Here is a 26,322-nt window from a genome sequence, read left to right as displayed (position 1 = left end):
CCCCATCATGGGGTCAGTTGAAACAATGTCAAACCGGATTTGATGTCCGGGCGAAATGGAAGCCGACCATGTCCACCGATGTCTTCAAGGCACCCTATGCGCAGCCAAACCCGCTGAAGCCGCTTTTCGACTGGCTCCGCCAGATGCGCGCTGCCCTGCGCCTGCCGGCCCAGAGCTTCGGCTGCCTGACCGAACATTACCGCCGCGACACCGGCATCCCCTGCCGTGACGTCGGCCACGCCGTCGACGCCGAGCTTGGCCGCCTCGGGCTGCTCGATATCGGCTGGCAGCAGCCGCGCCGTCCGAACCGCCGCTGACCTTACCTGCAGTTTCCGCATCTCCCACTGCTGTTGGAAGGCAGTACCTCCGGCCCGACGATCCCATGGGATTTTCGGGCCGCTTTTTTTGAGCATGTTGCAGCCAGACGGAGTCGTCTGGCGTCGCACAGATGCGGCCAAGAAAAATAGCTGGAGGGGCGGAACTGCATTCATCGGAATGCTCGCCGCTTCAGCGCACCACCTTCATGACCGTACGGCTGGAAAAATGCGGCAGGAGCCGCGCCATGACCTTTGCCGTCACCGCCACGCAGCCCTGGGTGGGCGTGAAGCCAGGCCGGGCGAGGTGGAAGAAGATCGCGCTGCCGCGTCCGCGCCGGCGCGGCCTGATGTTCCAGTCGAGCACGATGCAGGCGTCGTAGAGCCGGTCGTCGCGCTTCATGCGTTCATGGCTGGCGCCGTAAGGTATCTTCACCGGCCTGTTGTAGTTGCGGTCGTCGGGCACCTCGCACCAGCCGAGGTCGTCGCCGATCGGGCTCATCGCAAGACGCGTGCCGCCGCCGCGGAAATGGTCGCGGCGGAAGTAGCCCGACAGGAGCCGCATCGCGCCGAGCGGCGTGCCGCCGTCGCCTTCGCGCTTGTTGGCCGTGATCCCTCCGCGTCCCAGTGCGCAGGGAAACACCGAGCCGCCCGCCTGCAGCAGCCCCTTGGTCCGGTCGCCGGGCCTGGCCCGGACGACGATCGTGGAAATGCCTTGCCGCAAAAAGATCGTCCGCCCCAATTACGCCGTTGATTTTTCTTGTATGATCGCCAACCGAAGCAAATCACCCGTCGGGCGGTTGTGGCGACTAGCTTCCGCATCCATAGTCTACGGTCAACAGAATTCTGATCTTCAATAACGGATTGATCCATGACCTCACGCACCATCCTCATCGTCGACGACGACGACGATCTGCGCGGCACGCTCGTCGAGCAGCTGGCGCTCTACGAGGAGTTCGAAGTCCTTGAGGAAGCGAGCGCGGCAAAGGGCATCAACGTCGCGCGCGGCGGCATCATCGACCTGTTGATCATGGACGTCGGCCTGCCCGACATGGACGGCCGCGAGGCGGTGAAGATCCTGCGCAAGGGCGGCTACAAGGCGCCCATCATCATGCTCACCGGCCACGACACCGATTCGGACACGATCCTCGGCCTAGAGGCCGGCGCCAACGACTACGTCACCAAGCCGTTCCGCTTCGCGGTCCTGCTCGCCCGCATCCGCGCCCAGCTGCGCCAGCACGAACAGAGCGAGGATGCCACCTTCTCCGTCGGGCCCTACACCTTCAAGCCGAGCCAGAAGCTGCTCATCGACGCGCGCGGCGGCAAGGTCAGGCTCACCGAAAAGGAGGCCTCGATCATCAAATATCTGTATCGGGCCGACCAGAAAGTGGTGACCCGCGACGTACTTCTCGAAGAAGTGTGGGGATATAATTCCGGGGTCACGACCCACACGCTGGAAACCCATGTCTACCGGCTGCGGCAGAAGATCGAGCGCGATCCTTCCAATGCGGAAATACTTGTGACAGAAAGCGGCGGATACAAGCTGGTCCCCTGACCGGTTCTTGGCGGCAGGTGGGGCCGCCGGCAAACGACAGGGAGGGAAAACCGGTCTGAAAAGTCGGGGACGTAATGGCGCTGGATGACGACATCCGCATCCTGTCCGGCGTGAGGCTGTTCGAGGGCTTCACCCAGGAGCAGTTGCGCTTGCTCGCCTTCGGCGCGGAGAACATCCATCTGCCCGCCGACCGCAAGCTCTATCGCGAGGAAGACGAGGCCGATTCCGCCTATGTCGTCGTCAGCGGCCGAATCAGCCTGTATCGCGACATCGATGGAACGCGCGCCGAAGTCGGCTCCGCCGGTCCTGGCGCCATGCTCGGCGAACTGGCGCTCATCGCCGACACCAGGCGCCTGACCAGCGCCGCCGCCGAGGTCGATTCGGAAATCATCCGCCTCAACCGCAAGATGTTCCACCGCATCCTCGAGGAGTATCCCGAGGTCGCGGCCCGCCTGCACCAGCATATCCTCGAGGACCTCCAGGACATGATCGCGCGGATCGAGAGCATGGCGCCCAGGTTCGGGAAATAGGGCTCTGGCCCTAGCCCCGTTGAAGGTTGGCGATTGGCGAAGGCCTCTCGGTAGCTCTCATGGTGAGCCTGTCGAACCACGAGGGCTACGGCGACGACTTCGCGCTCAATACGGGATAGCGGCAACGCCCCCTGCCGCGTCAGTCCAGATCGAAGCGCGCAATCACCGGCACATGATCCGACGGCCGCTCCCAGCCGCGTGCCTCGCGCAGGATGTCGATGCCGGCAAGGCGCGGCGCGAGATTGGCCGACGCCCAGACATGGTCGAGGCGGCGGCCGCGGTCGGACAGTTCCCAGTCCTTCGCCCGGTAGCTCCACCAGGTGTAGATCTTCTGGTCGTCCGGCACTTTGAGGCGCATAAGGTCGACCCAGTCGCCGGCCTTCCGCATCGCCTCGAAATTCTCGGTCTCCACCGGCGTGTGGCTGACGACGTTGAGCAACTGCTTGTGCGACCACACGTCGTGCTCGAGCGGAGCGATGTTGAGATCGCCGACCAGCACCGAAGCCGAGCTGTCATTGTGAGCGGCGCGGATGGAGTTCATCTCGGCGACGAAGTCGAGCTTGTGGCGGAACTTCGGGTTGATCTCGGGATCGGGCTCGTCGCCGCCAGCAGGCACGTAGAAATTGTGCAGCGTCACCTTCTTGCCGCCGGCGTCGAAGCGCACCGACAGGTGGCGGCTGTCGTCGATCTCGCAGAAGCGCCGCTTCTCGACGATCTCGATTGGCCGCCGCGCCACCGTCGCCACGCCGTGGTAGCCCTTCTGGCCGTGGAAGGCGATATGCTCGTAGCCGAGCTTGCGGAACGCCGCCGAGGGGAACTGGTCGTCGGGGCATTTCGTCTCCTGCAGGCACAAGACATCGGGCGCCTTTTCGAGCAGCAGGCGCTCGACCAGAGGCATGCGCAGGCGCACGGAGTTGATGTTCCAGGTGGCTATCGAGAAGGGCATGGCTGGCTTCGTCCGGCGGGAATTCGCGCCGGAACCTGCCAGCAGGGCGCGGCAAAGACAAGGCGCGGCGGCTCACGCGGCGCAGGACGTGCCGCTTTCCACAGCTAAGCCGCAGCTCCGGCGTCAGTCGTTCTTCTTGCGGGTGTTGAGTTCGCGGTTGAGCTTGTAGTCGATCTTGAAGGTGTCGGCCGGGAAGGAGCCGCCCTGCTGGACGTTGAACACCATCACGGTGGTGTCCTTGCCCTGCGCATCGGTGATCGTCCACTGGCGCAGCTCGTAGGTCTTGGGATCGAACATCATGGTGATGGTCGAGTTGCCGAACACCTGCTTGTCGGACAGCTTGATGGTGGTCAGGTCGTCCTCTTCGGCGACGCTCTGGACCTTGTTGCCGCTGAGATCGATGCGGTCGTCGAGCAGCAGCTTCAGCGGCGTCTTCGACAGCGGATAGAGGTCGGAGGTCCGCATCTTCGAATTCAGGATCACCACCGACTCGCCGTCGGAGATCACCTTGAAATTGGACGGCGCCTCATAGTTGAAGCGGATCTTGCCGGGGCGCTCGAGGAAGAACTTGCCACCGGTCTGCTCGCCGCGCGGACCGAACTGGACGAACTCTCCCGACATCGATTTCACGCTGGAGAAGTGGTCGGCGATACGCTGCGCGGCGTCGGACGCCGCCTGCGCCGGGCTCTGCAACGCCATCAGCGGCGCGGCCGTCAGGGCCATCGCGGCGGCGAAGCCAAGCAGGCGGCGGCGGGTCATGGTGCCAATGTCGTCGTTCATGCCGGTTACTCTCTCACTTCAGTTCGACGGTTCTATCGGCACTTAGTAGGGCTGAAGTTTGACATGGTTCACGCCATGCCCTCCGAACGCGAAAACGTGATCGCCGGTTCCGCCGGCTTCACATTTTGTCGTCTTCGGTCGGCACCAGGATCTCGCGCTTGCCGGCGTGGTTCGCCGCGCCCACGATGCCTTCCTTCTCCATGCGCTCGATGATCGAGGCGGCGCGGTTGTAGCCGATGCCGAGACGGCGCTGGATGTAGCTGGTCGAGGCCTTGCCGTCGCGCAGCACCACGGCGACCGCCTGGTCGTAGGGATCGTCCGAATCCTCGAAATTGCCGCCGCCCCCGCCGCCGCGGCCCGAGGACTGGTCGTCCTCGTCCTCGCCGTCGTCCTCGGTGATGGCGTCGAGATATTCCGGCACGCCCTGCAGCTTGAGATGGGCAACCACCTTCTCGACCTCGTCATCCGAGACGAAGGGCCCGTGCACGCGCTGGATGCGGCCGCCGCCGGCCATGTAGAGCATGTCGCCCATGCCGAGCAGCTGTTCGGCGCCCTGCTCGCCGAGGATGGTGCGGCTGTCGATCTTCGACGTCACCTGGAAGGAGATGCGGGTCGGGAAGTTGGCCTTGATCGTGCCGGTGATGACGTCGACCGAGGGACGCTGCGTCGCCATGATGACGTGGATGCCGGCGGCGCGCGCCATCTGCGCGAGGCGCTGCACCGCACCCTCGATGTCCTTGCCGGCGACCATCATCAGGTCGGCCATCTCGTCGATGATGACGACGATATAGGGCATCGGCTCGAGATCGAGATCCTCGGTCTCGTAGATCGCCTCGCCGGTCTGGCGGTCGAAGCCGGTCTGCACGGTGCGCGAGATCCTCTCGCCCTTCTTGTCGGCCGCAGCCACCCGGGCATTGAAGCCGTCGATGTTGCGGACGCCGACCTTCGACATCTTGCGATAGCGGTCCTCCATCTCCCGCACTGTCCACTTCAGCGCCACCACCGCCTTCTTCGGGTCGGTGACGACAGGGGTGAGCAGGTGCGGAATGCCGTCATAGACGGAAAGCTCCAGCATCTTCGGATCGATCATGATCAGCCGGCATTCCTGCGGCGTCATGCGATAGAGCAAGGACAGGATCATCGTGTTGATCGCCACCGACTTGCCCGAGCCGGTGGTGCCGGCGACGAGCACGTGCGGCATCTTGGCGATGTCGACGATGACCGCCTCGCCGTTGATCGACTTGCCGAGCGCCAGCGCCAGCTTGGCCTTGGTCGTCTCGAAGTCGCGGCTGGCCATGATCTCGCGCAGGTAGACCGTCTCGCGCTTGGTGTTGGGCAGCTCGATGCCGATGGCGTTGCGCCCGGGAACCACGGCCACGCGCGCGGCGATCGCGCTCATCGAGCGGGCGATGTCGTCGGCAAGGCCGATGACGCGGCTCGACTTGATGCCGGGCGCGGGCTCGAGCTCGTAGAGCGTCACCACCGGGCCCGGACGGACATGGATGATCTCGCCCTTGACGCCGAAATCCTCGAGCACGCCCTCGAGCAGCCGCGCGTTCTGTTCCAGCGCGTCCTTGGAAAGGGTCGCATCCCGCGCCACGTTCTTGGGCTCGGAAAGGAAGTGCAGCGACGGCATCTCGAACTTGTCGGAGCCGATCAGCGAGGTCTGCGCCTCGCGCTGCACCCGGGCGCCTGGAACCGGCCGCGGCGCCGGTCCCGCCACACGCGCGGATGCCTGTCCGGGAGGCGAACGGAAGTTCTGCACCTGCGCGCCGCCGCTACGGATCTCTCCGGTCACCGGATCGAAATCGTCCTCGTCGCCGAAAACGTCCTGGTCGTCGGGATCGATCGACACCGACCGGTCATGCGAAACCATCTGGGCGAAGAACTCCGGCTCGACCCGGGCGCGGCCGGCGCTGGTGACGCGTGCTTCGGCCCGCTCCGCCTTCTCGACGCGCTGGGCGGCCTGGCGCCAGGCGCTCTCGCGCCTGACGGGCTGGTCGAGGCCCTCTTCCTCGCGGCGCTTGGCGGCGCGGCGGCGCATCCACGCCTTGGCCGACAGCCACCAATGGGTGATGGCGCCGAGCGCCAGCACACCTTCGCTGTCGTCCTCGTCCTCCTCGTCGAAACTGGCGAAATCCTGTTCGCGCATGTCCGGCTTGGGCTTGGCGTGGACCGCGGCAAATCCGTTCTCGCGCTTGAGCAGGCCCGCGCCATAGGCAAACAGCCACAGCGTCGGGGCCAGCAGCAGCACGCCGATCACCGTTGCGACCAGTCCGGTCGGATAGCCGCCGAGGAAGAGGCCGGGCACTTTCAGCACCATGTCGCCGAACACGCCGCCGAGGCCGGTCGGCAGCGGCCAGGTGGGCGGCGCCCCGACGCATCCCGAGATCGCGGCGGCAAGCACCGCGGAGCCGAACCAGGCAAGCCCGCGCCTGGGCATGTGGTCGACGCCGCGCGCGGTCGCGAAAAGCACGCCCCAGATCACCGCGGGCACCAGTGCTGCCACCGCGGCGAGGCCGAAGAACTGCATGGCGATGTCGGCGAAGACGGCGCCGGCATAGCCCATCGCGTTGGTAACCGGATTGTCCGTGGCATGGCTGAAGCTGGGGTCGGCGACGTTCCAGGTGCCGAGCGCGGCAAGACCGAAGGCGACGAAGGCGAAAAGGCCCAGCCCGGCCGCGCGGCCTGCCTGCCGTCGCGCGAATGCCTGGATGCCGTGCCCCGTCTCGGTCAGCGCGAACGGTGAGGAAACCCCAGAACGCATGCTTGTCCCCGTCCAAAGATGCCTTTGGCCCACGCGCGGACGCGTCGCGGGCAGATTCGGCAACCAGACTATCGGGGCGAAGGTTAAGGCCGCATTAAGGTTAAGTCATCGTTCACGCCGTGCGGCCTCGACGGCCGGGCACGGCGCCCAATTCATCGCCCCAGCCAGGCGCGATCGAAGACGTCGACCAGTTTCTGGAAGTCCTCCTTGGCGATCTGGTCGGTCCCGCCCTTGCCGTCGCGGGTGAGGAACTGCCGCAGGTGCTCCTCGGCAAGGTCGGGCTGCTCCAGCCTGACGTCGAAGCGTTCGAGATCCTGCGGAATACTCGTTCCCGGCTCGAGATAGCCCAGGCCGGCATTGTCGAGTGTGGCCGGCTCCTTGAGCCGCACCAGCACCATGCGCGTCACCGAAGGCTGAGAATCCGGCCCCAGCACGGTCGTGCCCGTCAGGTAGCCGCCGAGCACGCTGCCGGGCGGCGAAAACGGAAACAGCGCGCAGAAGAAATGCGTGTCGTCGGCCGGTCCGCCGATATGGATGTAGAGGCTGCGCCTGGTCATGGTGACCTGCCCCTTTATCTGCAGGCGCATCGTCGGCAGGTTTTCCGTATAGGTCGCCGCCAGCCGTTGGCCCTGCTCCGGCTCGATCAGCATCGAGCCGCGGATCAATTGACCGCGGAAATAAGGCGACCAGCTATGCGAGTAGCAGACATAGGCGCCTGCAAGCGAGGCGCCCCTGTCGTCATGTCCGTTGGCCTGCGCCTTGCCGAAGGCCTGCGCCCGACGCTCGAGCTGATGGCGGTCGCGGCCGTGATGCCGGCAGATTTCGGCGATGAACGTCTCCAGTTCGCTGTCGGCGATCCAGTCCGCCGTCTTCGGCAGGTCGAGCAGCCTGATCCAGTCGTCGTAGACGCTGAACTGTCGCGGCGTCGAGCGCCCCTGCAGCCATTTGTCGGCCCGGTCGACGTCGAAGGCGGTCGCGGGATTGATTCGCCGGAACGCCGCGGCAAGGTCTTTCCGCGTCCCCGCGCCAACAAAAGCCGCGGTCAGCCGCAGCTTGCGGTCGATATTCATCCCCACACGCACCCCCGAATTAGCCCGCATGCATATTTTATTGTTCTTCTTCGAAAGCAAGGGACCTCGGAAACTTCGCGGAATTCTCGGCCGCCGGTGCGGAACCTGACATTGCCGCAAAAAAGAGGCCCGGATCGCTCCGGGCCTCAAGGCGTGACCACCATTCGGAGGGCACGACGGGATGGGGAGGATGCGGCGGCCTGTTCCGGCCGCCACCTGTGCTTAGGCGTGGTAGGCCGCCTCGCCGTGCGAGGTGAGGTCCAGGCCCTCGCGCTCTGCGTCCGGGGTGATGCGCAGGCCGACCACCATGTCGACGACCTTGTAGAGGATGGCGCTGCCGATGCCCGACCACGCCAGGGTCACCAGCACGCCCTTGGCCTGGGCCAGGAGCTGCGTGGTCACGCCGGCGTAGCCCGCGGCGAAGTCGGCGGTCGAGTAGTCGACGATGCCCGCGCCACCGAGCGCCGGGTTGACCAGGATGCCGGTGGCGAGCGCACCGAAGATGCCGCCGACGCAGTGGATGCCGAAGACGTCGAGGCTGTCGTCGTAGCCGACCTTGTTCTTCACCACCGAGACGAAGAAGTAGCAGATCGCGGTGACGACGATGCCGAGCACGATGGCGCCCATCGGGCCGGCGAAACCGGCGGCCGGGGTGACGGCGACGAGGCCGGCGACGGCGCCCGACACCGCACCCAGCATCGAGGCCTTGCCGCGCAGCAGCGTCTCCAGCACGATCCAGGTCACCGCCGCCGCGGCGGTCGCCACGAAGGTGTTGATCATGGCGAGCGCAGCGTAGGCATTGGCCTCGAGGTTGGAGCCGGCATTGAAGCCGAACCAGCCGACCCACAGCAGCGACGCGCCGACCATCGTCAAGGTCATCGAATGCGGTGCCATCAGGTCCCGCATGTAGCCGACCCGCTTGCCGATCATGATCGCGCCGACCAGGCCCGCCATGCCGGCATTGATGTGCACGACGGTGCCGCCGGCGAAGTCGATGGCGCCGAAGCCGAAGATAAGGCCGGACGGATCGGAATAGGCGCTCGGGCCGCCCCAGAACCACACCATGTGCGCGATCGGGAAGTAGACGAACGTTACCCACAGGATGGTGAACAGGATGACCGCCGAGAACTTGATGCGCTCGGCGAAGGCGCCGACGATCAGCGCCGGCGTGATGGCCGCGAACGTCATCTGGAAGACGACGAAGACCAGCTCCGGAATGGCGACGCCCTTGGTGAAGGTCTCGGACACGGTGGTCACGTCCACCCCGGCCAGGAAGGCCTTCGAGAAGCCGCCGATGAAGGCATTGCCGGGCGTGAAGGCGAGGCTGTAGCCGTAGGTGACCCAGATGATCATCACCACCGCGGTGATGGTGAACACCTGCATCAGCACCGACAGCATGTTCTTGGCGCGCACCAGGCCGCCGTAGAACAGCGCCAGGCCGGGCACGGTCATCAGCAGCACGAGCACGGTCGAAACCATCATCCAGGTGGTGTCGCCCTTGTCGACGGTGAAGGCAGGCGCCGCCGGGGCCGCAGCGGCGGCGGGGGCGGCCTCCTGGGCGAATGCGGCGACCGTGCCGAGGACGCCAAGCGCGAGCGTGCCGAGCAGCGCCGAGCGCGCCGCCGACTTCAGTGAGGAAGGAATTGTCATCGAGGTCTCCATGAGATTGCTGGCCGCTCAGAGCGCGTCGGTGTCGGTTTCGCCGGTGCGGATGCGCACGGCCTGGTCGATGCCGAAGACGAAGATCTTGCCGTCGCCGATCTGCCCGGTCTTGGCGGCACCGGTGATCGCTTCGACCGCCTTGTCGACGAGGTCGGTCGAGACGGCGACCTCGATCTTGATCTTGGGAAGGAAGCTCACGGCATATTCGGCGCCGCGATAGATTTCGGTGTGGCCCTTCTGGCGCCCGTAGCCCTTGACCTCGGTGACCGTCAGGCCCTGGATTCCGACGCTGGTCAGCGCTTCGCGCACCTCGTCGAGCTTGAACGGCTTGATGATAGCCATCACGATTTTCATCAGGTTTCACCCCTTGCTGATGCGGGTCCCCCGCGATTTCAGTCATCCCCAGCGGACCCGAAAGCCACCGGTGAGTGACAAACGGGATTCAAGCTCCGTGCCAGTTTGCATTGGCATGGGCTAAATCACTGAAATTGAAGGAAAACAGAGCACGGACGTAGGCACGCGTTCGCACGGGCGGCAATGCACCTGCTCACATAATGTGCAAAATTCCTAAAATGCCTAGGTTGTAGGCTTCGTTCGCAGGCGGATCAGCCCTTCCTGTGCCACCGAAGCGATCAGCGTGCCGTCCTGGGCGTAGATCGCCCCGCGCGTGAAGCCGCGCGCCCCGCTGGTCGACGGGCTGTCCTGGGTGTAGAGCAGCCAGCCGTCCAGCGAATGCTCGCGATGGAACCACATGGCGTGGTCGAGGCTGGCCGCCTGGATGTCGGGATCGAAAATGCCGCGCCCGTGGGCAAACGTTGCCGTATCAAGCAGCGTCATGTCGGAGAGATAGGCAAGCACCGCCGTGCGCACTGCCCGGTCGTTCGGCACCGGCCCGGTCAGCCTGATCCACACCTTCTGCAGCGGCGGCAGCTTGTCCCGGCTCGAATAGTGCTCGGCATAGACGGGCCTCAGCTCCAGCGGCCGCTCCTTGGCCCAGAACATGCGGATCATGTCGGGCACGTGGCTCGCCTCCTGCAACAGCTCGCGCTGCGACTTCAGCGTCTCCGGCGCCGGCACGTCGAGCGGCATCGGCATCTGGTATTCGAGGCCCGGCTCGTCGAGCTGGAACGAGGCTTCGAGCGAGAAGATCGCGTGCCCGTGCTGGATCGCCACCACGCGGCGCGTGGTGAAGCTCGAGCCGTCGCGGATGCGGTCGACCTCGTAGACGATCGGTACGGTGATGTCGCCGGGGCGCATGAAGTAGCCGTGCAGCGAATGCACGTGCCGGTCGGGCTCGACGGTGCGCTGCGCGGCCACCAGCGCCTGGGCGATCGTCTGGCCGCCGAAGACGCGCTGCCACTTCACCTGCGGGCTGCGACCACGATACAGGTTGTGTTCCAGCTCCTCGAGATTGAGAATGCTGAGAAGCTCTTGTATGGCGGCCGGCATGCGTTCCCCTTCTCGGGACGAAATACACCCGGTTTCCAGCAGGAAGCCCCCGCCGAGTCAAGGCGGGAAGCCTGACGCAGGAAGGATCCGCCATGGCCACGCGCGACGGTGACGACAACAAATCGACGCAGCTCGACGTGCTCGTCGCGGGTGCCGGCTATGTCGGCCTCGCCACCGCCGTGTCGATGAAGCAGGCGCGTCCGAGCCTCCACATCGCCATCGTCGATGCCGCACCGCCGGAGGTCTGGCGCAAGGACGGCCGCGCCTCGGCGATCGCCGCCGCCGCCTGCCGCATGCTCGACCATCTCGGCTGCTGGGAGGAGATCGCGCCCGAGGCGCAGGCCATCACCGACATGGTCATCACCGATTCCAAGACAGCCGATCCGGTGCGCCCCGTCTTCCTCACCTTCGACGGCGAGATCGCCCCGGGCGAACCCTTCGCCCACATGGTCGAGAACAGGGTGCTCAACGGCGCGCTGCGCCGCCGTGCCGGCGAGTTGGGCATCGACATCATCGAGGGCGTCGCCGTCCAGGCCTTCGAGACCGGCACCGCCGCCGCCAGGGTGCACCTCGCCGACGGCATCAGCATGGACACGCGCCTGCTGGTCGCCGCCGACGGCGTCAACTCCAGGCTGCGCGACATGGCCGGCATCAAGACCGTGCGCTGGGAGTACGGCCAGTCCGGCATCGTCTGCACGGTTGCCCACGAACGGCCCCACAACGGCCGCGCCGAGGAGCATTTCCTGCCCGCCGGCCCCTTCGCCACGCTGCCGCTCAAGCCCACCAAGGAAGGCGTCAACCGCTCCTCCATCGTCTGGAACGAGCGCACCGAGGATGCCGACAAGCTGGTCAAGGGCGATCCCTTCGTCTTCGAGATCGAGCTTGAGCAGCGCTTCGGGCTCAAGCTCGGCGAGATCCGCGTCGAGGACAAGCCGCGCGCCTGGCCGCTGGGGCTGACGCTGGCGCGCGCCTTCGTGGCGCCGCGATTCGCGCTCGCCGGCGACGCCGCCCACGGCATCCACCCGATCGCCGGCCAGGGCCTCAACCTCGGCTTCAAGGATGCCGCGGCACTCGCCGAAACCATCGTCGAGGCCGACCGGCTCGGCCAGGACATCGGCGCGATCGACGTGCTCGAGCGCTACGAGGTCTGGCGCCGCTTCGACACGGTGCGCATGGGGGTCACCACCGACGTCCTCAACCGTCTGTTCTCCAACGACATCGCCCCCGTCCGTGCGCTGCGCGACTTCGGTCTCGGCCTCGTCGACCGAGTCCCGCGGCTCAAGGAATACTTCATCCGCCAGGCTTCCGGCACGACCGGCGAGACGCCGCGCCTGCTCAAGGGCGAGGCGATCTAGGCTGCGTCGACATCCGGGCGGCCGGAGCGAAGCCGGCCGCGAAAACAAGCCGACATTTTCGCAAGACAGTTTTTTCGTGCCTCGCTGTTTTCGTTGCGGCTCGGATGCTGGCAGCCGCGCCGGGCGGCGCTATAGTCTTCCCCGGTCGCCGCACCTGGCCCACAGTCAGCAATCAGGGAGAACGTCATGAAGCACAGCGCCAACGCCGTCTGGAAAGGCAATCTGAAGGAAGGTTCGGGAACGCTCGACACCCAGAGCGGTGCACTCAAGGGCCAGCCTTATTCGTTCAAGGCACGCTTCGAGGATGAAACCGGCAAGTCGGGCACCAATCCCGAAGAGCTGATCGCCGCCGCCCACGCCGGCTGCTTTGCCATGCAGCTGTCGCACTTCCTCGCCGAGAACGGCACGCCGGCCGACAAGCTCGACGCTCAGGCGGTCGTGACGCTGATCCCCGGCACCGGCATCACCGAGAGCGCGCTCACCCTCGTCGGCACCGTGCCCGGCATCGACAGCGCCAAGTTCCAGGAACTCGCCACCAAGGCGAAGGAGAACTGCCCCGTCTCCAAGGCCCTCGGCGCCATCAACGTCTCGCTCGACGCCAGGCTCGCCTGAGCCTTCTGGGGCGCCGGTCCGGCCGGCGCCCTCGCCTCGCCTTCAGGCGGCGAGCACGGCCGCCCTGATCTCCGAGGGCGTCGCGTCGAAGCGCCTGCGGAACGCCCGGTTGAAGTATGACAGGTCGTTGAACCCGGCCTCGTAGGCGATGTCGGTGATGCTGCGCTGCGTCCACAGCGGATCGGCCAGCATGCGATGAGCCCGCGTCAGCTTCTGGCCGAGTGCGAATTCGGTGAACGACAGCCCCTCGCTTTCGAACAGCTTGCGCACGTAGCGCGGCGACAGCTTGTGCTCCGCCGCGATCGCCTCGGCCGAAAGCCCGCGCAGCTCCGTCCGGGCGGCAATGTCCGCCTTGATTGCCGCCAGCCGCGCCGCGCGCAGGCCGCGCCCCAGCGCCACCTGCTCGGCGTCGCGTTCCGCCCCGAGCGTCAGCGCCGTCAGGTCGAGCAGATGGCTCGAAACCATGCGCGCCATGTTGCCCGGCAGCGGCTCGTCCAGCTTCTGCAGGGCAGTCGCGTAGCTGATCAGAAGCTGCATCGGCCCCTGGTTGATCGGAATGGGCCGCATCAGCATCTTCGTCACGTCGCCGAGCAGCGGCTGCAGCGCCTTCCGCTCGAAGCGCAGGTTTATGTAGCTGAAGCCGAGCCGGGTCACGTTGGCGCCCACCCGCCCGCCGGGCACGAACATCGCGCAGCCCGGGCGGATGCTCTCCTCGAAGCTGCCGATCTGCATGTGGCTGCCACCCGACAGCGCGGCCAGCAGGATCACGTCGTCGTTGTCGATCGCCTCCTTGCGCACCGCCACCCTGATCGGCGAGGCGGTGCCTGTGGCGATCCCCACGCCGGGCAGCAGGCGAACCTGCATGTCGATGTGTACCGGCGCATCGTCCACCGGTGCGAGCTCGGCCTTGAGGATCGTGCGGCCATAGACCTCGCGCAGGACCGCGAGCCGGTCCTGCGGCGGAAGCTCGTCGGTGAGCACGCGGAATGAGAAGGACTGCCCGTCGGATTTCGTCATTGGCTTACTCGACATCATACAACCATGGCGGGCAGATTCACCTTCTATTTCGCGCTGACGGATAGGTCAAGCCGGTACCGCCGAGGCCCGGAGATGGGGCCGCGCAGTCCAAGAATGGGCATCGCCATCCGTCTAGCTTGCCCCGCCAGTCGATGTGGTCGGTCCGAGGAAACGCACATGTACTGCCTGCAGTTCTGGAAGACGCTGGCGGCGCTCGCCGCGGCGGGCTTCAACCCGCGTGCCTTCCTCGCCCCCATGGCACTCGGCGGCAAGCTGCCGGAACCGGGCGGGAAACGCCGGCCGAAGGAGGAGAACGAACCCGAGGCCTGAGCGCAGTCCTCGAAGACGGCGGCGGGCTTCGCCGCCGGTCGCAGGAGTCTGGCTGCAGCGGATGCCAGGGCAGTGGCAATCCGCCAGCCGGCAGGCCGGGCGCGTGGGGGGCAGACCCGCGTCCGGCCACCCTCTCCTTGGAGCTGTCTTTGCGTTTGTTGCGCGGCAAGGCAGCCGGGCGCAATGCGCGACCGTGCCGCGCCCGCACTTCGAAACCAAAGATCGTCCAAAAAGTTTAGCCTCCAGGGACCAGCTCACCGGGAGGAACCCTCATGCTGAACGTCCTGAAACCGCGCCACGAAGTCGCCGGCGCGACGACCCTCGAAATCACCGACATCACCGCCGAAGCAGCACGTCTCCCGGCCTTCGACGCCCACGAGCAGGTCTGGCTCGGCCGCGATACCGTGCGCGGGCTGATCGCCATCGTCTCCATACATTCCACCGTCCTCGGCCCGGCGCTGGGCGGCACCCGCATCTGGCCCCATGTCAGCTTCGAGGCCGGGCTCACCGATGCACTGCGCCTGTCGCGCGGCATGACCTTCAAGTCGGCCATCGCCGGCCTGCCGCTCGGCGGCGGCAAGGCGGTCATCATCGCCGACGCGAAGACCGACAAGGCGCCGGCCATGCTCGAGGCCTATGCCGAGATGCTCGACACGCTGGTTGGCCAGTACATCACCGCGGAGGACGTCGGCATGACGCTTGCCGACGCCGACTTCCTCGCCGAGCGCGCACCCAATGTCGCCGGCACCACCAGGGGCGGCAGCGGCAATCCCTCGCCGTTCACCGCCCAAGGCACCTTTTTCGGCCTCAAGGCAGCGCTGCGCCATCGCAAGGGCAGCGACGACCTCAAGGGCGTCCGCGTCGCCGTCCAGGGCCTTGGCTCGGTCGGCTGGTCGCTCTGCCGCAAGCTGCATGCCGAAGGCGCCGTCCTGACCGTCTCCGATCTCGACCCGGCCCGCACCGCCCGCGCCGCCGAGACGCTCGGTGCAACGATCGTCGAGGGCAACGCCATCGTCGCCGCCGACGTCGATATCTTCGCGCCCTGCGCGCTGGGCGGTATGCTCTCGGCTGAAACCATCCCGCTGCTCAAGGCCGGGATCGTTGCCGGCGCCGCCAACAACCAGCTGGCGACGGCCGAGGACGGCCAGCGCCTGGTCGAGAAGGGCATCCTCTACGCGCCGGACTACGTCATCAACGCCGGCGGCGTCATCAACGTGGCGGCCGAGATGGCCGACGGCGGCTACAGCGTCGAGGCGGTGATGCCGCGCGTCGAGAAGATCGCCAAGACGCTGACGAAGATCTTCGAGCGCGCCGAGCGCGAGGGCCGCACCACCGACGACGTCGCCGAGGCCATGGCCCGCGAGATCGTCGAGGCCGCGAGGAAGTAAGGCGCCGGCTTATGCCTTCTCCCCTCGTGGGGTGAGGAGTGGTGGCCGCAGGCCAGGAAAAGCCAACGATTTGGCTTTTCCAACGACGAACGCCCGGAGCCATGGCGGAGGCCCGGGCCAACGCGACCTCCCCTTCTCCCCTTGTGGGAGAAGGTGCCCCGGAGGGGCGGATGAGGGGTGCTGGCCGGAACGCGGCATCTCGGCTGCCCTCATCAGTGCCCGCTCCTCCACCTTCCCGATTCTTCCAACACCCCTCATCCGGCTTGGCGCTGCTCGCCAAGCCACCTTCTCCCGCAAGGGGAGAAGGGGGCATCCAATGGCCCGGCTGCTTCCGCAACCGGGCCATTTTCAATCTTTCCGCCGCGCGCCTATGCGCCGACTGCGTCGAGCCGCGCCTTCAGCGCCGCCACTTCCTCTTCCAGGACACGGACGCGTTCCTCGAGCTCCGAAACGACAGGCGAGGCGGCGCTCGGCGCCCGGCTTGTCGTGATGACGACCGCAGCCTCGACATCGCCGGACAGGAGATGCGCGAAGCGATCCTCGCGCTGGCCGGGTGCGCGGCCGATCTCCTTGACCAGCGCCGGCCTGCGGCCGATCAGCATGTCGAGTTCGTCCCGCACGGCGTCGGCATCGGCGAAGTTCGCCATGCGCTCGGCGCGGGCGAGCAGTTCATAGACGGTCTGCGGTCCGCGCAGCAGAAGCAGGCCGATCAGAACGCCCTGGTTGCGCGTCAGCGAGAACTTCTGCGCCATCTGATGTTCGTAGCGCTCGACGCGCGAGGCGAATTGCTGCTTGGCCAGCCCCTTCGCCTGCAACGTGCCGAGCGCCCTGGTGATGTCGACCATCTCGAGGGCCATGACCGGCTCGCGCGACGTCTTCTGGTTGGCGGCGGCAACCAGCGCGTTCGACGTCATCGGATAAACGTCGGGCGTCAGTTCCTTCTTCTCGATCAGGCAGCCGAGCACGCGGGCTTCGGCCGCAGTGAGGTGGGGAAGATCCGTGTCCGTCATGTCAGTCGCTTTCGCCTTACTCAGGTGTTCGACCATCATCTTCTTGATCTGGCCGCGCCGATCCGGCACGGCCGCGCGCACAGTTACTTACGAAGCTTTCTGGCCGATCAGACTGACGTATAGGTCGTAGCAGTTGCCGGCAATCGCCTCGGCCGAGAAACGTGCCGCGATCCGTTCGCGCGCGGCCATCCCCATCGCGCGACGGCGATCCTCGTCGTCGGCAAGCAGCTTCAGCGCTCGGACCCAGGCGTGCTGGTTGAACGGTAGCGTCAATCCAGAAAGGCCGTGTTCGACGATCTCGGCCGTCCCGCCGAAATTCATCGTCACCACAGGCACGCCCGCGGCCATGGCCTCGGCGGGCGCCAGGCCGAACGACTCGCCAGGCAGCCGGGTCGGGGTGACGTAGATGTCGAAGGCCGACATCATCCGCCGGGCATCGGGAATCCTGCCGAGAAGCCTCAGGCGGTCGCCGCCGGCCTGCTTGATCAGGGCAGTCTCGGCCTCCGACCCGCTGCCCACGACGGCGAACACGAAGGGAGGGCCCATGCGCCGGACGAGATCGGCGACGAAAGCCAGGTTCTTGATCCGACGAATCGAGCAAACCGTTCCGATGACGATGTCGTCGGCGCCCAGGCCGAAACCAGCACGCAATGCGCCGCGCTCGACTTCACTGAGCGATGGCAGGACCTCGATCGGATGCGGATGGACGTGGCAGCGGCCCGGATCGATGAGGCGCCGGAATATCTGCCGGCCCATCCAATTGTTCACATGGGCGCGCGAGGGCAGCAGCAGCCGGGTGACGCGCCGGTTGAAATAGGTCGCCCAGTCGAAGGGGCTGAGGATGTTCAGCCCATCGATGGCGCCGTGGGCGAACACGACGGGCACCCTCGGCGTACCGCGAAGGGCAAGCATCACGGGAAGTGCTACGGTGCGGCCAAGGCCGATATGCACGATGTCGGGCGAAAATTCCGCAACGGCTGCCTTGATCGCGTTGACGATGTTCGAGCCAGGCATGTAGCGGCGCAACTTGCCAGCCAGGCCGCTATTTCCGGCTTTACGCAGCGCCCCAAGGTAAACGAAACGAAAGGAGACCCCCAGCGCCTCCAGATGGGGAAGGATGGGGGTGTCTAAATGTGCAGGATCCTCGGATACAAGGAGAACGCGCATGGAGACCCGGATTAGACGCGGCGCTCGACCATCATCTTCTTGATCTCGGCGATCGCCTTGGCCGGGTTCAAGCCCTTGGGGCAGGTCTGGGCGCAGTTCATGATCGTGTGGCAGCGGTAGAGCCGGAACGGATCCTCGAGATTGTCGAGGCGCTCGCCCGTGGCCTCGTCGCGGCTGTCGATCAGCCAGCGATAGGCCTGCAGCAGCACGGCCGGGCCGAGATAGCGGTCGCCGTTCCACCAGTAGCTCGGGCACGAGGTCGAGCAGCAGGCGCATAGGATGCATTCGTAGAGGCCGTCGAGCTTCTGGCGGTCCTCATGGCTCTGCAGCCATTCCTTCGCCGGCTCCGGCGACACCGTCTTCAGCCATGGCTCGATCGAGCGGTGCTGGGCGTAGAAGTTGGTGAGGTCGGGGACCAGGTCCTTGACCACCGGCATGTGCGGCAGCGGGTAGATCTTGACCGCGCCCGAGATGTCGTCGCAGCCCTTGGTGCAGGCGAGTGTGTTCGAACCGTCGATGTTCATGGCGCAGGAGCCGCAGATGCCTTCGCGGCAGGAGCGGCGCAAGGTCAGCGTCGGGTCGATCTTGTTCTTGATGTAGAGCAGGTGGTCGAGCACCATCGGGCCGCAGTCGTCGACATCGACGAAATAGGTGTCGATGCTCGGGTTCTCGCCATCGTCGGGCGACCAGCGGTAGATCCGGTATTCGCGCAGATTGGTCGCGCCCGCCGGCTTCGGCCAGGTCTTGCCCTCGCGGATCTGCGAATTCTTGGGGAGTGCTAGTTCGACCACGATCGGTTCCTCACATCTTGGCGCGGAGTTCCTTGCGGATCACGAGCTTGAGCCCGCTCCACACGGCATCCACGGCACAGACCTTTACGTCCACCAGCCCCTTGGGCAGCGCCACGTCGCGGATGACATCCTCGGTGATGTCGGTCGCGATCTTCGACGCTTTCTTGGGCCAGGAGATCCAGACCGCGCCGTCAGGCGCGATCATCTTCTTGAATGTCTCGGCGTTGCCGTCGAGGTCGGCACGGCGCCTGGTGAAAGCATGAACCACGTCGTGGCTCTCGCCTGCCGCATCGATGCCCGGCCAGTCGGTCAGCTTCCTCGCCGCAAAATCGCGCGAAAAAGCCAGTTCGCCGAGTTCCTCCGGCAGGTCGACGAACACCACGCTCTGCCCGTCCTTGAGGCCGAGTTTGGCCGCAAGTGGCGTTGGCGAGTATCCTGCCGCCGGCAGCGCCATGGCTCAGTACACGCGCGCCTTCGGCGCGATCTTGGCGAGGCTGATGCCGCCGTCTTCTTCCTTGAGCAGCGGCTCGGTGTGAACCGGCCGGTAGTTGAGCGTCACCTTGCCGTCCTCGGCGACATTGGCCAGCGTGTGCACGCGCCAGTTCTGGTCGTCGCGCGCCGAGAAGTCCTCGCGGGCGTGCGCCCCGCGGCTTTCCTTGCGGGCTTCGGCGCCATAGACGGTGGCGATGGCGTTGGCCATCAGGTTCTCGAGCTCCAGCGTCTCCACCAGGTCCGAGTTCCAGATCATCGAGCGGTCGAAGACCTTGACGTCCTTGAGCTCGCCCCAGATCTGGGAGATGCGCTTGCACCCCTGTTCGAGCGATTCCTGCGTGCGGAACACGGCGGCGTCTTCCTGCATGGCGCGCTGCATCTTTTCGCGCAAGCTGGCCGTCGGCGTGCCGCCATTGGCGTAACGCAGGCGGTCGAACCGGTCCATGATCTTCTCGACCGAGGCCGCGTTCGGCGCGGGGATCGGCGCGTTGCGGTCGACCACCTGGCCGGCGCGGATGGCGGCGGCGCGGCCGAACACCACGAGGTCGATCAGCGAGTTCGAGCCGAGGCGGTTAGCCCCGTGCACCGAGGCGCAGCCGGCTTCGCCGACGGCCATCAGGCCGGGCGACACGCGGTCGGGGTTGTCCTTGGTCGGGTTCAGCACCTCGCCCCAGAAGTTGGTCGGGATGCCGCCCATGTTGTAGTGGACCGTCGGCAGCACCGGGATCGGCTCGCGGGTCACGTCGACGCCGGCGAAGATCTTCGCCGATTCCGAGATGCCCGGCAGCCGCTCGTGCAGCACCGCCGGATCGAGGTGGTCGAGGTGCAGGAAGATGTGGTCCTTGTTCTTGCCCACGCCGCGGCCGTCGCGGATTTCCAGCGTCATGCAGCGCGAAACCACGTCGCGCGAGGCGAGGTCCTTGGCCGACGGTGCGTAGCGCTCCATGAAGCGCTCGCCCTCGGAATTGACCAGGTAGCCGCCCTCGCCGCGGGCGCCCTCGGTGATCAGGCAGCCCGAACCGTAGATGCCGGTCGGATGGAACTGCACGAACTCCATGTCCTGCAGCGGCAGGCCGGCACGCACCGCCATGCCGCCGCCGTCGCCGGTGCAGGTGTGCGCCGAGGTGGCGGAGAAATAGGCGCGGCCGTAGCCGCCGGTGGCCAGCACCACCATCTTCGCCGAGAACCGGTGGATGGTGCCGTCGTCGAGGTTCCAGGCCACGACGCCGGTGCAGGTGCCGTCCGGCTCCATGATCAGGTCGAGCGCGAAATACTCGATGAAGAACTGGGCGTTGTTCTTCAGCGACTGGCCGTAGAGCGTGTGCAGGATGGCATGGCCGGTGCGGTCGGCGGCAGCGCAGGTGCGCTGCACGGGCGGGCCGTCGCCATAGTTCATCATGTGGCCGCCGAAGGGGCGCTGGTAGATCTTGCCGTCCTCTGTGCGCGAGAACGGCACGCCGTAATGCTCGAGCTCGTAGACGGCCGCCGGCGCCTCGCGCGCCAGATATTCCATCGCGTCCACGTCGCCGAGCCAGTCCGAGCCCTTGACGGTGTCGTAGAGGTGCCACTGCCACGAGTCCGGGCCCATGTTCTGCAGCGACGCGGCGATGCCGCCCTGCGCGGCCACCGTGTGCGAGCGGGTCGGGAACACCTTGGTGATGCAGGCCGTCCTCAGCCCCTGCTCGGCCATGCCGAGCGTGGCGCGCAGGCCCGCGCCGCCGGCGCCGACCACAACGACGTCGAACTTGTGATCGACGTAGGTATAGGCGGAAGCTGCTCCGCTCTTGCCGTCCTTGGCCACCGTATCAGCCTCCGAATGCCATCTTGAGCAGGGCGAAGAGCGAAGCCACGCCGACCGCTATGGTAAAGAAAGTGTTGAGCATGATGAGCGCGACCTTGGTGCCCTCGCCATGCACGTAGTCCTCGATGATGACCTGCATGCCGAGGCGCATGTGGTAGAGGCCCGAGATCAGCACCAGCGCCATGACCAGCGCCACGAGCGGGTTGGCGAGCGTCGCCCGCACGGCGGCGTAGTCGGCGCCGTTGAGCACGACCAGGAGGCCGACGAAGAACAGCATCAGCGGCACGTTGGCGACCGCCGTCAGGCGCTGGCGCCAGAAATGCTCGGTGCCCTCGCGGGCGGAGCCCAGGCCGCGGACCTTGCCGAGCGGGGTGCGCATGTCTTTGTTGTTGCCGCTCATCTCAGGCTCCCCGCACCATGTAGCCGACGATCCAGACCAGCAGCGTCAGCAGCACCGCGCCGACGACGGTCGCCCATGCGAGCTTGGAGGCGGTGTGCTTCTCGAGCCCCGCGCCGGTATCCCAGATCAGGTGGCGGATGCCGCCCAGCAGGTGCTGCATCAGCGCCCAGGTGTAGCCCAGCAGCACGATCCGGCCGAACCAGCTGCCGTAGATCCCGTTGACGAAGTCGAAATACTCCTGCGACGTCGCCGCCGCCACCAGCCACCAGGCCACCAGAAGCGTGCCGAAGTAGAGCGCCGCGCCGGTGATGCGATGGATGATCGACGTCGTCATCGTGATCGGCGGGCGATAGATGGTCAGGTGCGGCGACAGCGGCCGCGCTCGCGATTGGGTTGCTTGTGATTTGCTCATGGCTCCCCCGGTCTGCATCCGAGCGTGGCTATGTTTGAATACGGCGTCGTCGCACCGTTTTGCGACGTCGGAATGGGCGCTTTCTAATGCGGTTTTTGCACCGCGTCAAAGTCGGAAAACCGTTCTGGCGCACATATTTAGTCGCATTGCGCCTTCAATCGATTGAAGCCCGGCCCCACTACCCGCCCGGGTGAGCAACGCCTGGACGGGGCGGCAGCCGGTCGTCGTCGCTGCCTGCCCGTCCGCATCCACCGGCCCTACCCGGGTGTGGGGTGCTCACGCGCCTGATACGGGAGCAAGATTGACCTTGTTTGTTAATCGAAACGGCCCGGTTGGCCGAAATCCCTTAACAAAGGTTAAGAAAGCGTTAAGGTTTGATTCGAGAAGCCGCGCTGCAAGCCAGGGAGATTCTGCGATGCGCACTGCATTGGCCTTGACCGGAATCCTGCCGCTGGCGATGGCAGCCGCCATTGCACTTGCCGCTCCCGCCTCCGCGGGCGGCTGGGATGGCGACCGCATCTACGCCGATTCCTTCGGCAACCTCGTCGTCGAAAGCGGTGCGGGATACAAGCGCATCGTCGTCGGCGAGGGCGGATCGGCCCGCAAGCTCGCAGCCGGCGCCGGACCGAAGGTGGTCTATCTCGACCGGCAGGGCAGGGATTCGGTCCGCCGCTGCTACCGTCCGCCCATGCTGCTCAAGGGCCGCAGCTACATGTACGGCTTTTCCGAGGGCGAGATTCCCCAGCCCGGCCTTCGCTGCCGCTGAACCCGTTCAGGCCGACGGCGGCTTGCCCCCGAACGGCACGACGTTCGACACACTCGCTTCGAAAGATACTTCGAGCACGCTGATGCCGGCGATGCGGACGCAGTCGCGGCCGTCCTTCTTGGCTTCGTAGAGGGCGGCATCCGCCCGCCGCATCAACTGGTCGATGCCCTCGCCGGCAACGAGCTCGGCCACGCCGAAGCTCGCCGTGAACCGCCGGTTCACCGGCAGGCCGTCTATCGGCAGGGCCGAGAACGCGCTGCGGGCGCCTTCGGCGAACAGGCGCGCCGCCGCCATGTGCGTGCCCGGCAGGATGATGGCGAACTCCTCGCCGCCGATGCGGCCGGCTATGTGGTGGCCTGCCTTCGATTCGTGCAGGAAGCGCGAGAAGGCCTCGATGACACGGTCGCCCGAGGCATGTCCGTAGCTGTCGTTGATCGACTTGAAGTGGTCGAGATCGGAGATCACCAGCGTCACCGGCAGGCCCTGACGCGACGCATCGCGCAGGGCGGCCGCGGCATGCCGCTCGAAGCCGCCGCGGTTGAGCAGCCCCGACAGCGCATCCGTCTCCGACTTCTGCAACACGTCGCCGAGGATGTCGCGCATCAGGATGACCATGATCAGCAGCGCGATGGACAGGGCGAACACCGTGCCCAGCGCCTGCGAGATCATCGCGTAGGTGCTCTGCAGGTAGAAGTGCGGGTCGGAACCCGAGCCGCCGACCGCAAGCGCCAGGTACGGCTTGGAGAAGAACTGCACCGAGCTTGCCAGGAGCACGCCGGCGAGCGCGTAGTCGAAACGGCTGAGCTTGGTCCGCGCCTGGAGCACGATCGCCGCGCCGACGGCCTGGGCGATGGCATAGGGCGTCTGGAACGTCATCATGCGCAGCAGCGAGTCGCGGTCGAGCCCCTGCGTGACATAGACCGCAATGGTCGCCAGCACGAAGAAGGCCAGCATCGACCGCCACGGCGGCGCGACTTCGTAGCGGCGCGCTAGGCCGACATTCATCAGGAGGGTGATGGCCAGGAACATCGCGAAATTAACCGCGACGATCGCCCGCGTGTCCTGGAACAGCGGAATGGTGAATTCCGTCCCGATATAGACGATGCCCAGGCCGTAGCAGAGTGCGAACCAGCGCGCCGAAATGCGCCTCGCATCATAGATCGCGATTGCCATGAACGCGCTGGCGAGCAGGCCGGCGACGAACAGGTTGATCGCGAGAATGAACTCTGCACCGCTCATCGCGTGTGGTCGCCTCCGATGCTCGCAAGCAAATCATACGCGCGAGAAAAAGACGTTAACGTGACCCGGCGGAAGACGGGTTTCACTAATATCCTCAACAAATGGACAAGGCGGCGAGCTCGCGCCCGCCGCCTCGTTCGCATGTGTGTCGGCGACGGCTATTTCCAGTCGCGGATGTCGACGAAATGACCGGCGATCGCGGCGGCCGCGGCCATGGCCGGCGAAACCAGATGGGTGCGGCCCTTGAAGCCCTGGCGGCCTTCGAAGTTGCGGTTCGAGGTCGAGGCGCAGCGCTCGCCCGGCTTCAGCCGGTCGTCATTCATGGCCAGGCACATCGAGCAGCCCGGCTCGCGCCAGTCGAAGCCGGCGGCGACGAAGATCTTGTCCAGGCCCTCGGCCTCCGCCTGTTCCTTCACCAGGCCAGAGCCCGGTACGATCATGGCGTTGACGGTCGCTGCCACCTTCCGGCCCTCGACGACCTTGGCGACGGCGCGTAGGTCCTCGATGCGGCCGTTGGTGCACGAGCCAATGAAGACGCGGTCGATGGCGATGTCGGTGATCTTGGTGCCGGCGGAGAGCCCCATATAGTCGAGCGCGCGCTTCTTCGAGTTGCGCTTGGTCTCGTCCGGGATCTCCTCCGGGTTCGGCACGATGCCGGTGACGGACGCCACGTCCTCGGGCGACGAGCCCCAGGTGACGATGGGCGGCAGCTTGGCGGCGTCGAGCACCACCACCTTGTCGAAATGCGCGCCCTCGTCGGTGTGCAGCGTCTTCCAGTAGTCGAGCGCCATGTCCCAGGCCGTGCCCTTCGGCGCGCGCGGCTTGTCCTTGACGTAGGCGTAGGTCGTCTCGTCGGGCGCGATCAGGCCGGCTCGGGCGCCGCCTTCGATCGACATGTTGCAGATTGTCATGCGGCCTTCCATCGACAGCGCGCGGATCGCCTCGCCGGCATATTCGATGACGTAGCCGGTGCCGCCGGCGGTGCCGATCTCGCCGATGATGGCCAGCACGATGTCCTTGGCGGTCACGCCCTCGGGCAGAACGCCGTCGACACGCACCAGCATGTTCTTGGCCTTCTTCTGGATCAGCGTCTGGGTGGCCAGCACATGCTCCACTTCCGAGGTGCCGATGCCATGCGCCAGCGCGCCGAAGGCACCGTGCGTCGAGGTGTGGCTGTCGCCGCAGACGATAGTCATGCCCGGCAGGGTGAAGCCCTGCTCGGGGCCGACGATGTGGACGATGCCCTGGCGCTTGTCGTTCTCGGAGTAATATTCCACGCCGAAGTCGGCCGAGTTCTTGGCCAGCGCCTCGACCTGGATGCGGCTCTCCTCGTTCTTGATGCCGTCCTTGCGGTCCAGCGAGGTCGGCACGTTGTGATCGACCACGGCCAGCGTCTTTTCCGGATGGCGCACCTTGCGGCCGGCCATGCGCAGGCCCTCGAAGGCCTGCGGGCTGGTCACCTCGTGCACGAGGTGGCGATCGATGTAGAGCAGGCAGGTGCCGTCGTCCTGGCGGTCGACGATGTGGTCGTCAAAGATCTTGTCGTAGAGGGTACGCGGTGCGCTCATGGCTTTGGATCCGTCGATATGAAACTGGGGAAGGCGGTAGGGCGCGCCAAAGGCCCGTCGGCTCGGCGCAGGCGACTAGATAAGTCGGCTGGTCAGCGCGCCTGAAATCCGGGCAAAGAAACGCGACGGCAGGCGCTTGTGGTCCTGCAGCACGAAACCCTTGTAGGCCGGATCTCCAAAGAGCTCTTCCATGGCCCGCTCATATCAATCTTTTGGGCTTCCGGCAATTGCGACTGCAGCGCCCGCACCGGCCGAGGTTCCCGAGGCCTGCTCAGCGGATCGCGAAGACGAATGCCTTGACCAGCACCTCCGGCTCCGCCACGGCGAAGGCCCGGAACGGCGGGCTCTCCTCCACCGGCCGCCATCGGCCGGCGGCCTCGAGCTCGGCGAACTTTTCCAGGAACCCGCCCTTTGCCAGCACCATGTCGCGCACCGTGAAGATGGCGAAGCCGCCGGGCCGGGTGATCCGCACCAGCTCGTCCAGGCTCGCCGCCGGCGCATGGCCGGCCGTGAACACGCCGGTCGAGAAGAACGCCGCGAAATGTCCGTCGCCCCAGGGCAGCGGCCCGCCGAGCGCCGCCCGGGTCAGCGCCGCATAGCCGCTGCGCGCCCGCGCCAGCGCCAGCATCTCGTCGGAAAGGTCCAGCCCCTCGATCGCGGGATAGCCCAGCGCGGCAAGGTAAGGCCCCGACAGCCCGGTGCCGCAACCGGCGTCGAGCAGCGGCCTGGCTCCCTTCGGCACGTGCCGCGCCACCCACGCGGCAATGACGAATGGCAGGCAGTAGCCGAGCGCCGCCGTCTCGGTGTCGTAGCCGTTGGCCCAGGCGGCATAGGCGTCGGCGAGTTCGCCGTCGGTCCTCGCCGCATAGACCCGGGCCAGCGCCTCGCCGTCCTCGCTCAT

The 26,322-nt window shown here is 66.3% G+C and carries 27 protein-coding genes; 8 read left to right on the top strand and 19 right to left on the bottom strand.

Translation table 11 applies throughout. The features are described 5' to 3' along the window. The first annotated feature begins 68 nt into the window (after positions 1-68). Positions 69-317 carry a hypothetical protein gene (locus AmiPiv_RS22365; protein WP_340041007.1) on the top strand — a complete coding sequence of 83 codons (249 nt, stop codon included), beginning with the start codon at positions 69-71 and terminating at the stop codon, positions 315-317. 190 nt (positions 318-507) lie between these two features. Here AmiPiv_RS22365 and AmiPiv_RS22360 read toward each other — a convergent pair whose 3' ends face one another. Beyond that, positions 508-1,038 (bottom strand): L,D-transpeptidase family protein, encoded by a 531-nt coding sequence (locus tag AmiPiv_RS22360; RefSeq protein ID WP_340041005.1) that lies wholly within the window; start codon positions 1,036-1,038, stop codon positions 508-510. Between the two features lie 147 nt (positions 1,039-1,185). Here AmiPiv_RS22360 and AmiPiv_RS22355 point away from each other — a divergent pair, with 147 nt between their 5' ends. Beyond that, complete coding sequence (locus tag AmiPiv_RS22355; protein ID WP_340041003.1) at positions 1,186-1,869, top strand: response regulator transcription factor; 684 nt, start codon at positions 1,186-1,188, stop codon at positions 1,867-1,869. A gap of 74 nt (positions 1,870-1,943) precedes the next feature. Next, positions 1,944-2,399, top strand: coding sequence for a Crp/Fnr family transcriptional regulator (locus AmiPiv_RS22350; RefSeq protein ID WP_340041001.1), 456 nt, complete (start codon positions 1,944-1,946; stop codon positions 2,397-2,399). Between the two features lie 139 nt (positions 2,400-2,538). Here AmiPiv_RS22350 and xth read toward each other — a convergent pair whose 3' ends face one another. The 7 genes from xth to AmiPiv_RS22315 form a co-directional block, all read right to left on the bottom strand. Further along, positions 2,539-3,345 carry an exodeoxyribonuclease III gene (xth, locus tag AmiPiv_RS22345; protein ID WP_340040999.1) on the bottom strand — a complete coding sequence of 269 codons (807 nt, stop codon included), beginning with the start codon at positions 3,343-3,345 and terminating at the stop codon, positions 2,539-2,541. A 123-nt stretch (positions 3,346-3,468) separates the two neighbouring features. Next, positions 3,469-4,125, bottom strand: coding sequence for an outer membrane lipoprotein carrier protein LolA (locus AmiPiv_RS22340; RefSeq protein ID WP_445206991.1), 657 nt, complete (start codon positions 4,123-4,125; stop codon positions 3,469-3,471). Positions 4,126-4,243: 118 nt separating this feature from the next. Beyond that, positions 4,244-6,892 carry an FtsK/SpoIIIE family DNA translocase gene (locus tag AmiPiv_RS22335; protein ID WP_340040997.1) on the bottom strand — a complete coding sequence of 883 codons (2,649 nt, stop codon included), beginning with the start codon at positions 6,890-6,892 and terminating at the stop codon, positions 4,244-4,246. Between the two features lie 152 nt (positions 6,893-7,044). Next, positions 7,045-7,962 carry a hypothetical protein gene (locus AmiPiv_RS22330; RefSeq protein ID WP_340040995.1) on the bottom strand — a complete coding sequence of 306 codons (918 nt, stop codon included), beginning with the start codon at positions 7,960-7,962 and terminating at the stop codon, positions 7,045-7,047. Between the two features lie 222 nt (positions 7,963-8,184). After that, the gene (locus AmiPiv_RS22325; RefSeq protein ID WP_340040993.1) at positions 8,185-9,612 is read right to left on the bottom strand and encodes an ammonium transporter; all 1,428 of its coding nucleotides are present in this window, start codon (positions 9,610-9,612) and stop codon (positions 8,185-8,187) included. A 27-nt stretch (positions 9,613-9,639) separates the two neighbouring features. Further along, the gene (locus AmiPiv_RS22320; protein ID WP_340040991.1) at positions 9,640-9,978 is read right to left on the bottom strand and encodes a P-II family nitrogen regulator; all 339 of its coding nucleotides are present in this window, start codon (positions 9,976-9,978) and stop codon (positions 9,640-9,642) included. Positions 9,979-10,200: 222 nt separating this feature from the next. After that, positions 10,201-11,073, bottom strand: a complete 873-nt coding sequence (locus AmiPiv_RS22315; protein WP_340040989.1) for an acyl-CoA thioesterase — start codon at positions 11,071-11,073, stop codon at positions 10,201-10,203. A 92-nt stretch (positions 11,074-11,165) separates the two neighbouring features. Here AmiPiv_RS22315 and AmiPiv_RS22310 point away from each other — a divergent pair, with 92 nt between their 5' ends. Continuing rightward, positions 11,166-12,428 (top strand): ubiquinone biosynthesis hydroxylase, encoded by a 1,263-nt coding sequence (locus AmiPiv_RS22310; RefSeq protein WP_340040987.1) that lies wholly within the window; start codon positions 11,166-11,168, stop codon positions 12,426-12,428. 186 nt (positions 12,429-12,614) lie between these two features. Next, the gene (locus AmiPiv_RS22305) at positions 12,615-13,040 is read left to right on the top strand and encodes an OsmC family protein (protein ID WP_340040985.1); all 426 of its coding nucleotides are present in this window, start codon (positions 12,615-12,617) and stop codon (positions 13,038-13,040) included. Positions 13,041-13,082: 42 nt separating this feature from the next. Here AmiPiv_RS22305 and AmiPiv_RS22300 read toward each other — a convergent pair whose 3' ends face one another. Further along, positions 13,083-14,057, bottom strand: coding sequence for an AraC family transcriptional regulator (locus AmiPiv_RS22300; protein WP_340040983.1), 975 nt, complete (start codon positions 14,055-14,057; stop codon positions 13,083-13,085). A 177-nt stretch (positions 14,058-14,234) separates the two neighbouring features. Here AmiPiv_RS22300 and AmiPiv_RS22295 point away from each other — a divergent pair, with 177 nt between their 5' ends. Together AmiPiv_RS22295 and AmiPiv_RS22290 are read left to right on the top strand one after the other, a co-directional pair. Beyond that, a complete protein-coding gene (locus AmiPiv_RS22295) occupies positions 14,235-14,387 on the top strand; it encodes a hypothetical protein (RefSeq protein WP_340040981.1) in 153 nt (50 codons plus the stop codon). A 272-nt stretch (positions 14,388-14,659) separates the two neighbouring features. Next, a complete protein-coding gene (locus tag AmiPiv_RS22290; RefSeq protein ID WP_340040979.1) occupies positions 14,660-15,775 on the top strand; it encodes a Glu/Leu/Phe/Val family dehydrogenase in 1,116 nt (371 codons plus the stop codon). A gap of 368 nt (positions 15,776-16,143) precedes the next feature. On the opposite strand, the gene AmiPiv_RS22285 is transcribed toward AmiPiv_RS22290, so the two are convergent. The 7 genes from AmiPiv_RS22285 to sdhC all read right to left on the bottom strand — a co-directional run bounded on the left by AmiPiv_RS22285 (position 16,144) and on the right by sdhC (position 21,848). After that, on the bottom strand, positions 16,144-16,785 hold the full coding sequence (locus AmiPiv_RS22285; RefSeq protein ID WP_340040977.1) for a YceH family protein: 642 nt from the start codon (positions 16,783-16,785) through the stop codon (positions 16,144-16,146). Positions 16,786-16,872: 87 nt separating this feature from the next. After that, complete coding sequence (locus AmiPiv_RS22280; RefSeq protein ID WP_340040975.1) at positions 16,873-17,952, bottom strand: glycosyltransferase family 4 protein; 1,080 nt, start codon at positions 17,950-17,952, stop codon at positions 16,873-16,875. Positions 17,953-17,963: 11 nt separating this feature from the next. Beyond that, positions 17,964-18,743 (bottom strand): succinate dehydrogenase iron-sulfur subunit, encoded by a 780-nt coding sequence (locus AmiPiv_RS22275; protein ID WP_340040973.1) that lies wholly within the window; start codon positions 18,741-18,743, stop codon positions 17,964-17,966. A 10-nt stretch (positions 18,744-18,753) separates the two neighbouring features. Continuing rightward, positions 18,754-19,197, bottom strand: coding sequence for a DUF3052 domain-containing protein (locus AmiPiv_RS22270; protein WP_340040971.1), 444 nt, complete (start codon positions 19,195-19,197; stop codon positions 18,754-18,756). A 3-nt stretch (positions 19,198-19,200) separates the two neighbouring features. After that, complete coding sequence (sdhA, locus tag AmiPiv_RS22265; RefSeq protein ID WP_340040969.1) at positions 19,201-21,036, bottom strand: succinate dehydrogenase flavoprotein subunit; 1,836 nt, start codon at positions 21,034-21,036, stop codon at positions 19,201-19,203. A 4-nt stretch (positions 21,037-21,040) separates the two neighbouring features. Then, entirely contained in the window at positions 21,041-21,436 is a 396-nt protein-coding gene (gene sdhD, locus AmiPiv_RS22260; RefSeq protein ID WP_340040967.1) for a succinate dehydrogenase, hydrophobic membrane anchor protein, read from the bottom strand. Between the two features lies 1 nt (position 21,437). Further along, on the bottom strand, positions 21,438-21,848 hold the full coding sequence (gene sdhC / locus AmiPiv_RS22255) for a succinate dehydrogenase, cytochrome b556 subunit (protein ID WP_340040965.1): 411 nt from the start codon (positions 21,846-21,848) through the stop codon (positions 21,438-21,440). A gap of 415 nt (positions 21,849-22,263) precedes the next feature. Here sdhC and AmiPiv_RS22250 point away from each other — a divergent pair, with 415 nt between their 5' ends. Beyond that, on the top strand, positions 22,264-22,614 hold the full coding sequence (locus AmiPiv_RS22250; protein WP_340040963.1) for a hypothetical protein: 351 nt from the start codon (positions 22,264-22,266) through the stop codon (positions 22,612-22,614). A 6-nt stretch (positions 22,615-22,620) separates the two neighbouring features. Here the strand turns inward: AmiPiv_RS22250 and AmiPiv_RS22245 are convergent, their stop codons facing one another. The 3 genes from AmiPiv_RS22245 to AmiPiv_RS22235 form a co-directional block, all read right to left on the bottom strand. Beyond that, positions 22,621-23,853, bottom strand: a complete 1,233-nt coding sequence (locus AmiPiv_RS22245) for a GGDEF domain-containing protein (RefSeq protein WP_340040961.1) — start codon at positions 23,851-23,853, stop codon at positions 22,621-22,623. A 158-nt stretch (positions 23,854-24,011) separates the two neighbouring features. Beyond that, positions 24,012-25,421 (bottom strand): 3-isopropylmalate dehydratase large subunit, encoded by a 1,410-nt coding sequence (leuC, locus tag AmiPiv_RS22240; RefSeq protein WP_340040959.1) that lies wholly within the window; start codon positions 25,419-25,421, stop codon positions 24,012-24,014. 271 nt (positions 25,422-25,692) lie between these two features. Further along, entirely contained in the window at positions 25,693-26,322 is a 630-nt protein-coding gene (locus AmiPiv_RS22235) for a class I SAM-dependent DNA methyltransferase (RefSeq protein WP_340040957.1), read from the bottom strand.

The sequence above is a fragment of the Aminobacter sp. Piv2-1 genome (genome assembly GCF_037625995.1).
GTDB lineage: Bacteria > Pseudomonadota > Alphaproteobacteria > Rhizobiales > Rhizobiaceae > Aminobacter.
The sequence above is the reverse complement of the archived record's forward strand: the minus strand, read 5'-3'. Positions and strand labels throughout refer to the sequence as shown.

What these genes read in the sequence shown, in the direction of transcription:
- AmiPiv_RS22365 (WP_340041007.1), top strand. Translation starts at nt 69, where the DNA reads ATGTCCACCGATGTCTTCAAGGCACCCTATGCGCAGCCAAACCCGCTG.
- AmiPiv_RS22355 (WP_340041003.1), top strand. Translation starts at nt 1,186, where the DNA reads ATGACCTCACGCACCATCCTCATCGTCGACGACGACGACGATCTGCGC.
- AmiPiv_RS22350 (WP_340041001.1), top strand. Translation starts at nt 1,944, where the DNA reads ATGGCGCTGGATGACGACATCCGCATCCTGTCCGGCGTGAGGCTGTTC.
- xth (WP_340040999.1), bottom strand. Translation starts at nt 3,345, where the DNA reads ATGCCCTTCTCGATAGCCACCTGGAACATCAACTCCGTGCGCCTGCGC.
- AmiPiv_RS22340 (WP_445206991.1), bottom strand. Translation starts at nt 4,125, where the DNA reads ATGAACGACGACATTGGCACCATGACCCGCCGCCGCCTGCTTGGCTTC.
- AmiPiv_RS22335 (WP_340040997.1), bottom strand. Translation starts at nt 6,892, where the DNA reads ATGCGTTCTGGGGTTTCCTCACCGTTCGCGCTGACCGAGACGGGGCAC.
- AmiPiv_RS22330 (WP_340040995.1), bottom strand. Translation starts at nt 7,962, where the DNA reads ATGAATATCGACCGCAAGCTGCGGCTGACCGCGGCTTTTGTTGGCGCG.
- AmiPiv_RS22325 (WP_340040993.1), bottom strand. Translation starts at nt 9,612, where the DNA reads ATGACAATTCCTTCCTCACTGAAGTCGGCGGCGCGCTCGGCGCTGCTC.
- AmiPiv_RS22320 (WP_340040991.1), bottom strand. Translation starts at nt 9,978, where the DNA reads ATGAAAATCGTGATGGCTATCATCAAGCCGTTCAAGCTCGACGAGGTG.
- AmiPiv_RS22315 (WP_340040989.1), bottom strand. Translation starts at nt 11,073, where the DNA reads ATGCCGGCCGCCATACAAGAGCTTCTCAGCATTCTCAATCTCGAGGAG.
- AmiPiv_RS22310 (WP_340040987.1), top strand. Translation starts at nt 11,166, where the DNA reads ATGGCCACGCGCGACGGTGACGACAACAAATCGACGCAGCTCGACGTG.
- AmiPiv_RS22305 (WP_340040985.1), top strand. Translation starts at nt 12,615, where the DNA reads ATGAAGCACAGCGCCAACGCCGTCTGGAAAGGCAATCTGAAGGAAGGT.
- AmiPiv_RS22300 (WP_340040983.1), bottom strand. Translation starts at nt 14,057, where the DNA reads ATGACGAAATCCGACGGGCAGTCCTTCTCATTCCGCGTGCTCACCGAC.
- AmiPiv_RS22295 (WP_340040981.1), top strand. Translation starts at nt 14,235, where the DNA reads ATGTACTGCCTGCAGTTCTGGAAGACGCTGGCGGCGCTCGCCGCGGCG.
- AmiPiv_RS22290 (WP_340040979.1), top strand. Translation starts at nt 14,660, where the DNA reads ATGCTGAACGTCCTGAAACCGCGCCACGAAGTCGCCGGCGCGACGACC.
- AmiPiv_RS22285 (WP_340040977.1), bottom strand. Translation starts at nt 16,785, where the DNA reads ATGACGGACACGGATCTTCCCCACCTCACTGCGGCCGAAGCCCGCGTG.
- AmiPiv_RS22280 (WP_340040975.1), bottom strand. Translation starts at nt 17,952, where the DNA reads ATGCGCGTTCTCCTTGTATCCGAGGATCCTGCACATTTAGACACCCCC.
- AmiPiv_RS22270 (WP_340040971.1), bottom strand. Translation starts at nt 19,197, where the DNA reads ATGGCGCTGCCGGCGGCAGGATACTCGCCAACGCCACTTGCGGCCAAA.
- sdhD (WP_340040967.1), bottom strand. Translation starts at nt 21,436, where the DNA reads ATGAGCGGCAACAACAAAGACATGCGCACCCCGCTCGGCAAGGTCCGC.
- sdhC (WP_340040965.1), bottom strand. Translation starts at nt 21,848, where the DNA reads ATGAGCAAATCACAAGCAACCCAATCGCGAGCGCGGCCGCTGTCGCCG.
- AmiPiv_RS22250 (WP_340040963.1), top strand. Translation starts at nt 22,264, where the DNA reads ATGCGCACTGCATTGGCCTTGACCGGAATCCTGCCGCTGGCGATGGCA.
- AmiPiv_RS22245 (WP_340040961.1), bottom strand. Translation starts at nt 23,853, where the DNA reads ATGAGCGGTGCAGAGTTCATTCTCGCGATCAACCTGTTCGTCGCCGGC.
- leuC (WP_340040959.1), bottom strand. Translation starts at nt 25,421, where the DNA reads ATGAGCGCACCGCGTACCCTCTACGACAAGATCTTTGACGACCACATC.
- AmiPiv_RS22235 (WP_340040957.1), bottom strand. Translation starts at nt 26,322, where the DNA reads ATGAGCGAGGACGGCGAGGCGCTGGCCCGGGTCTATGCGGCGAGGACC.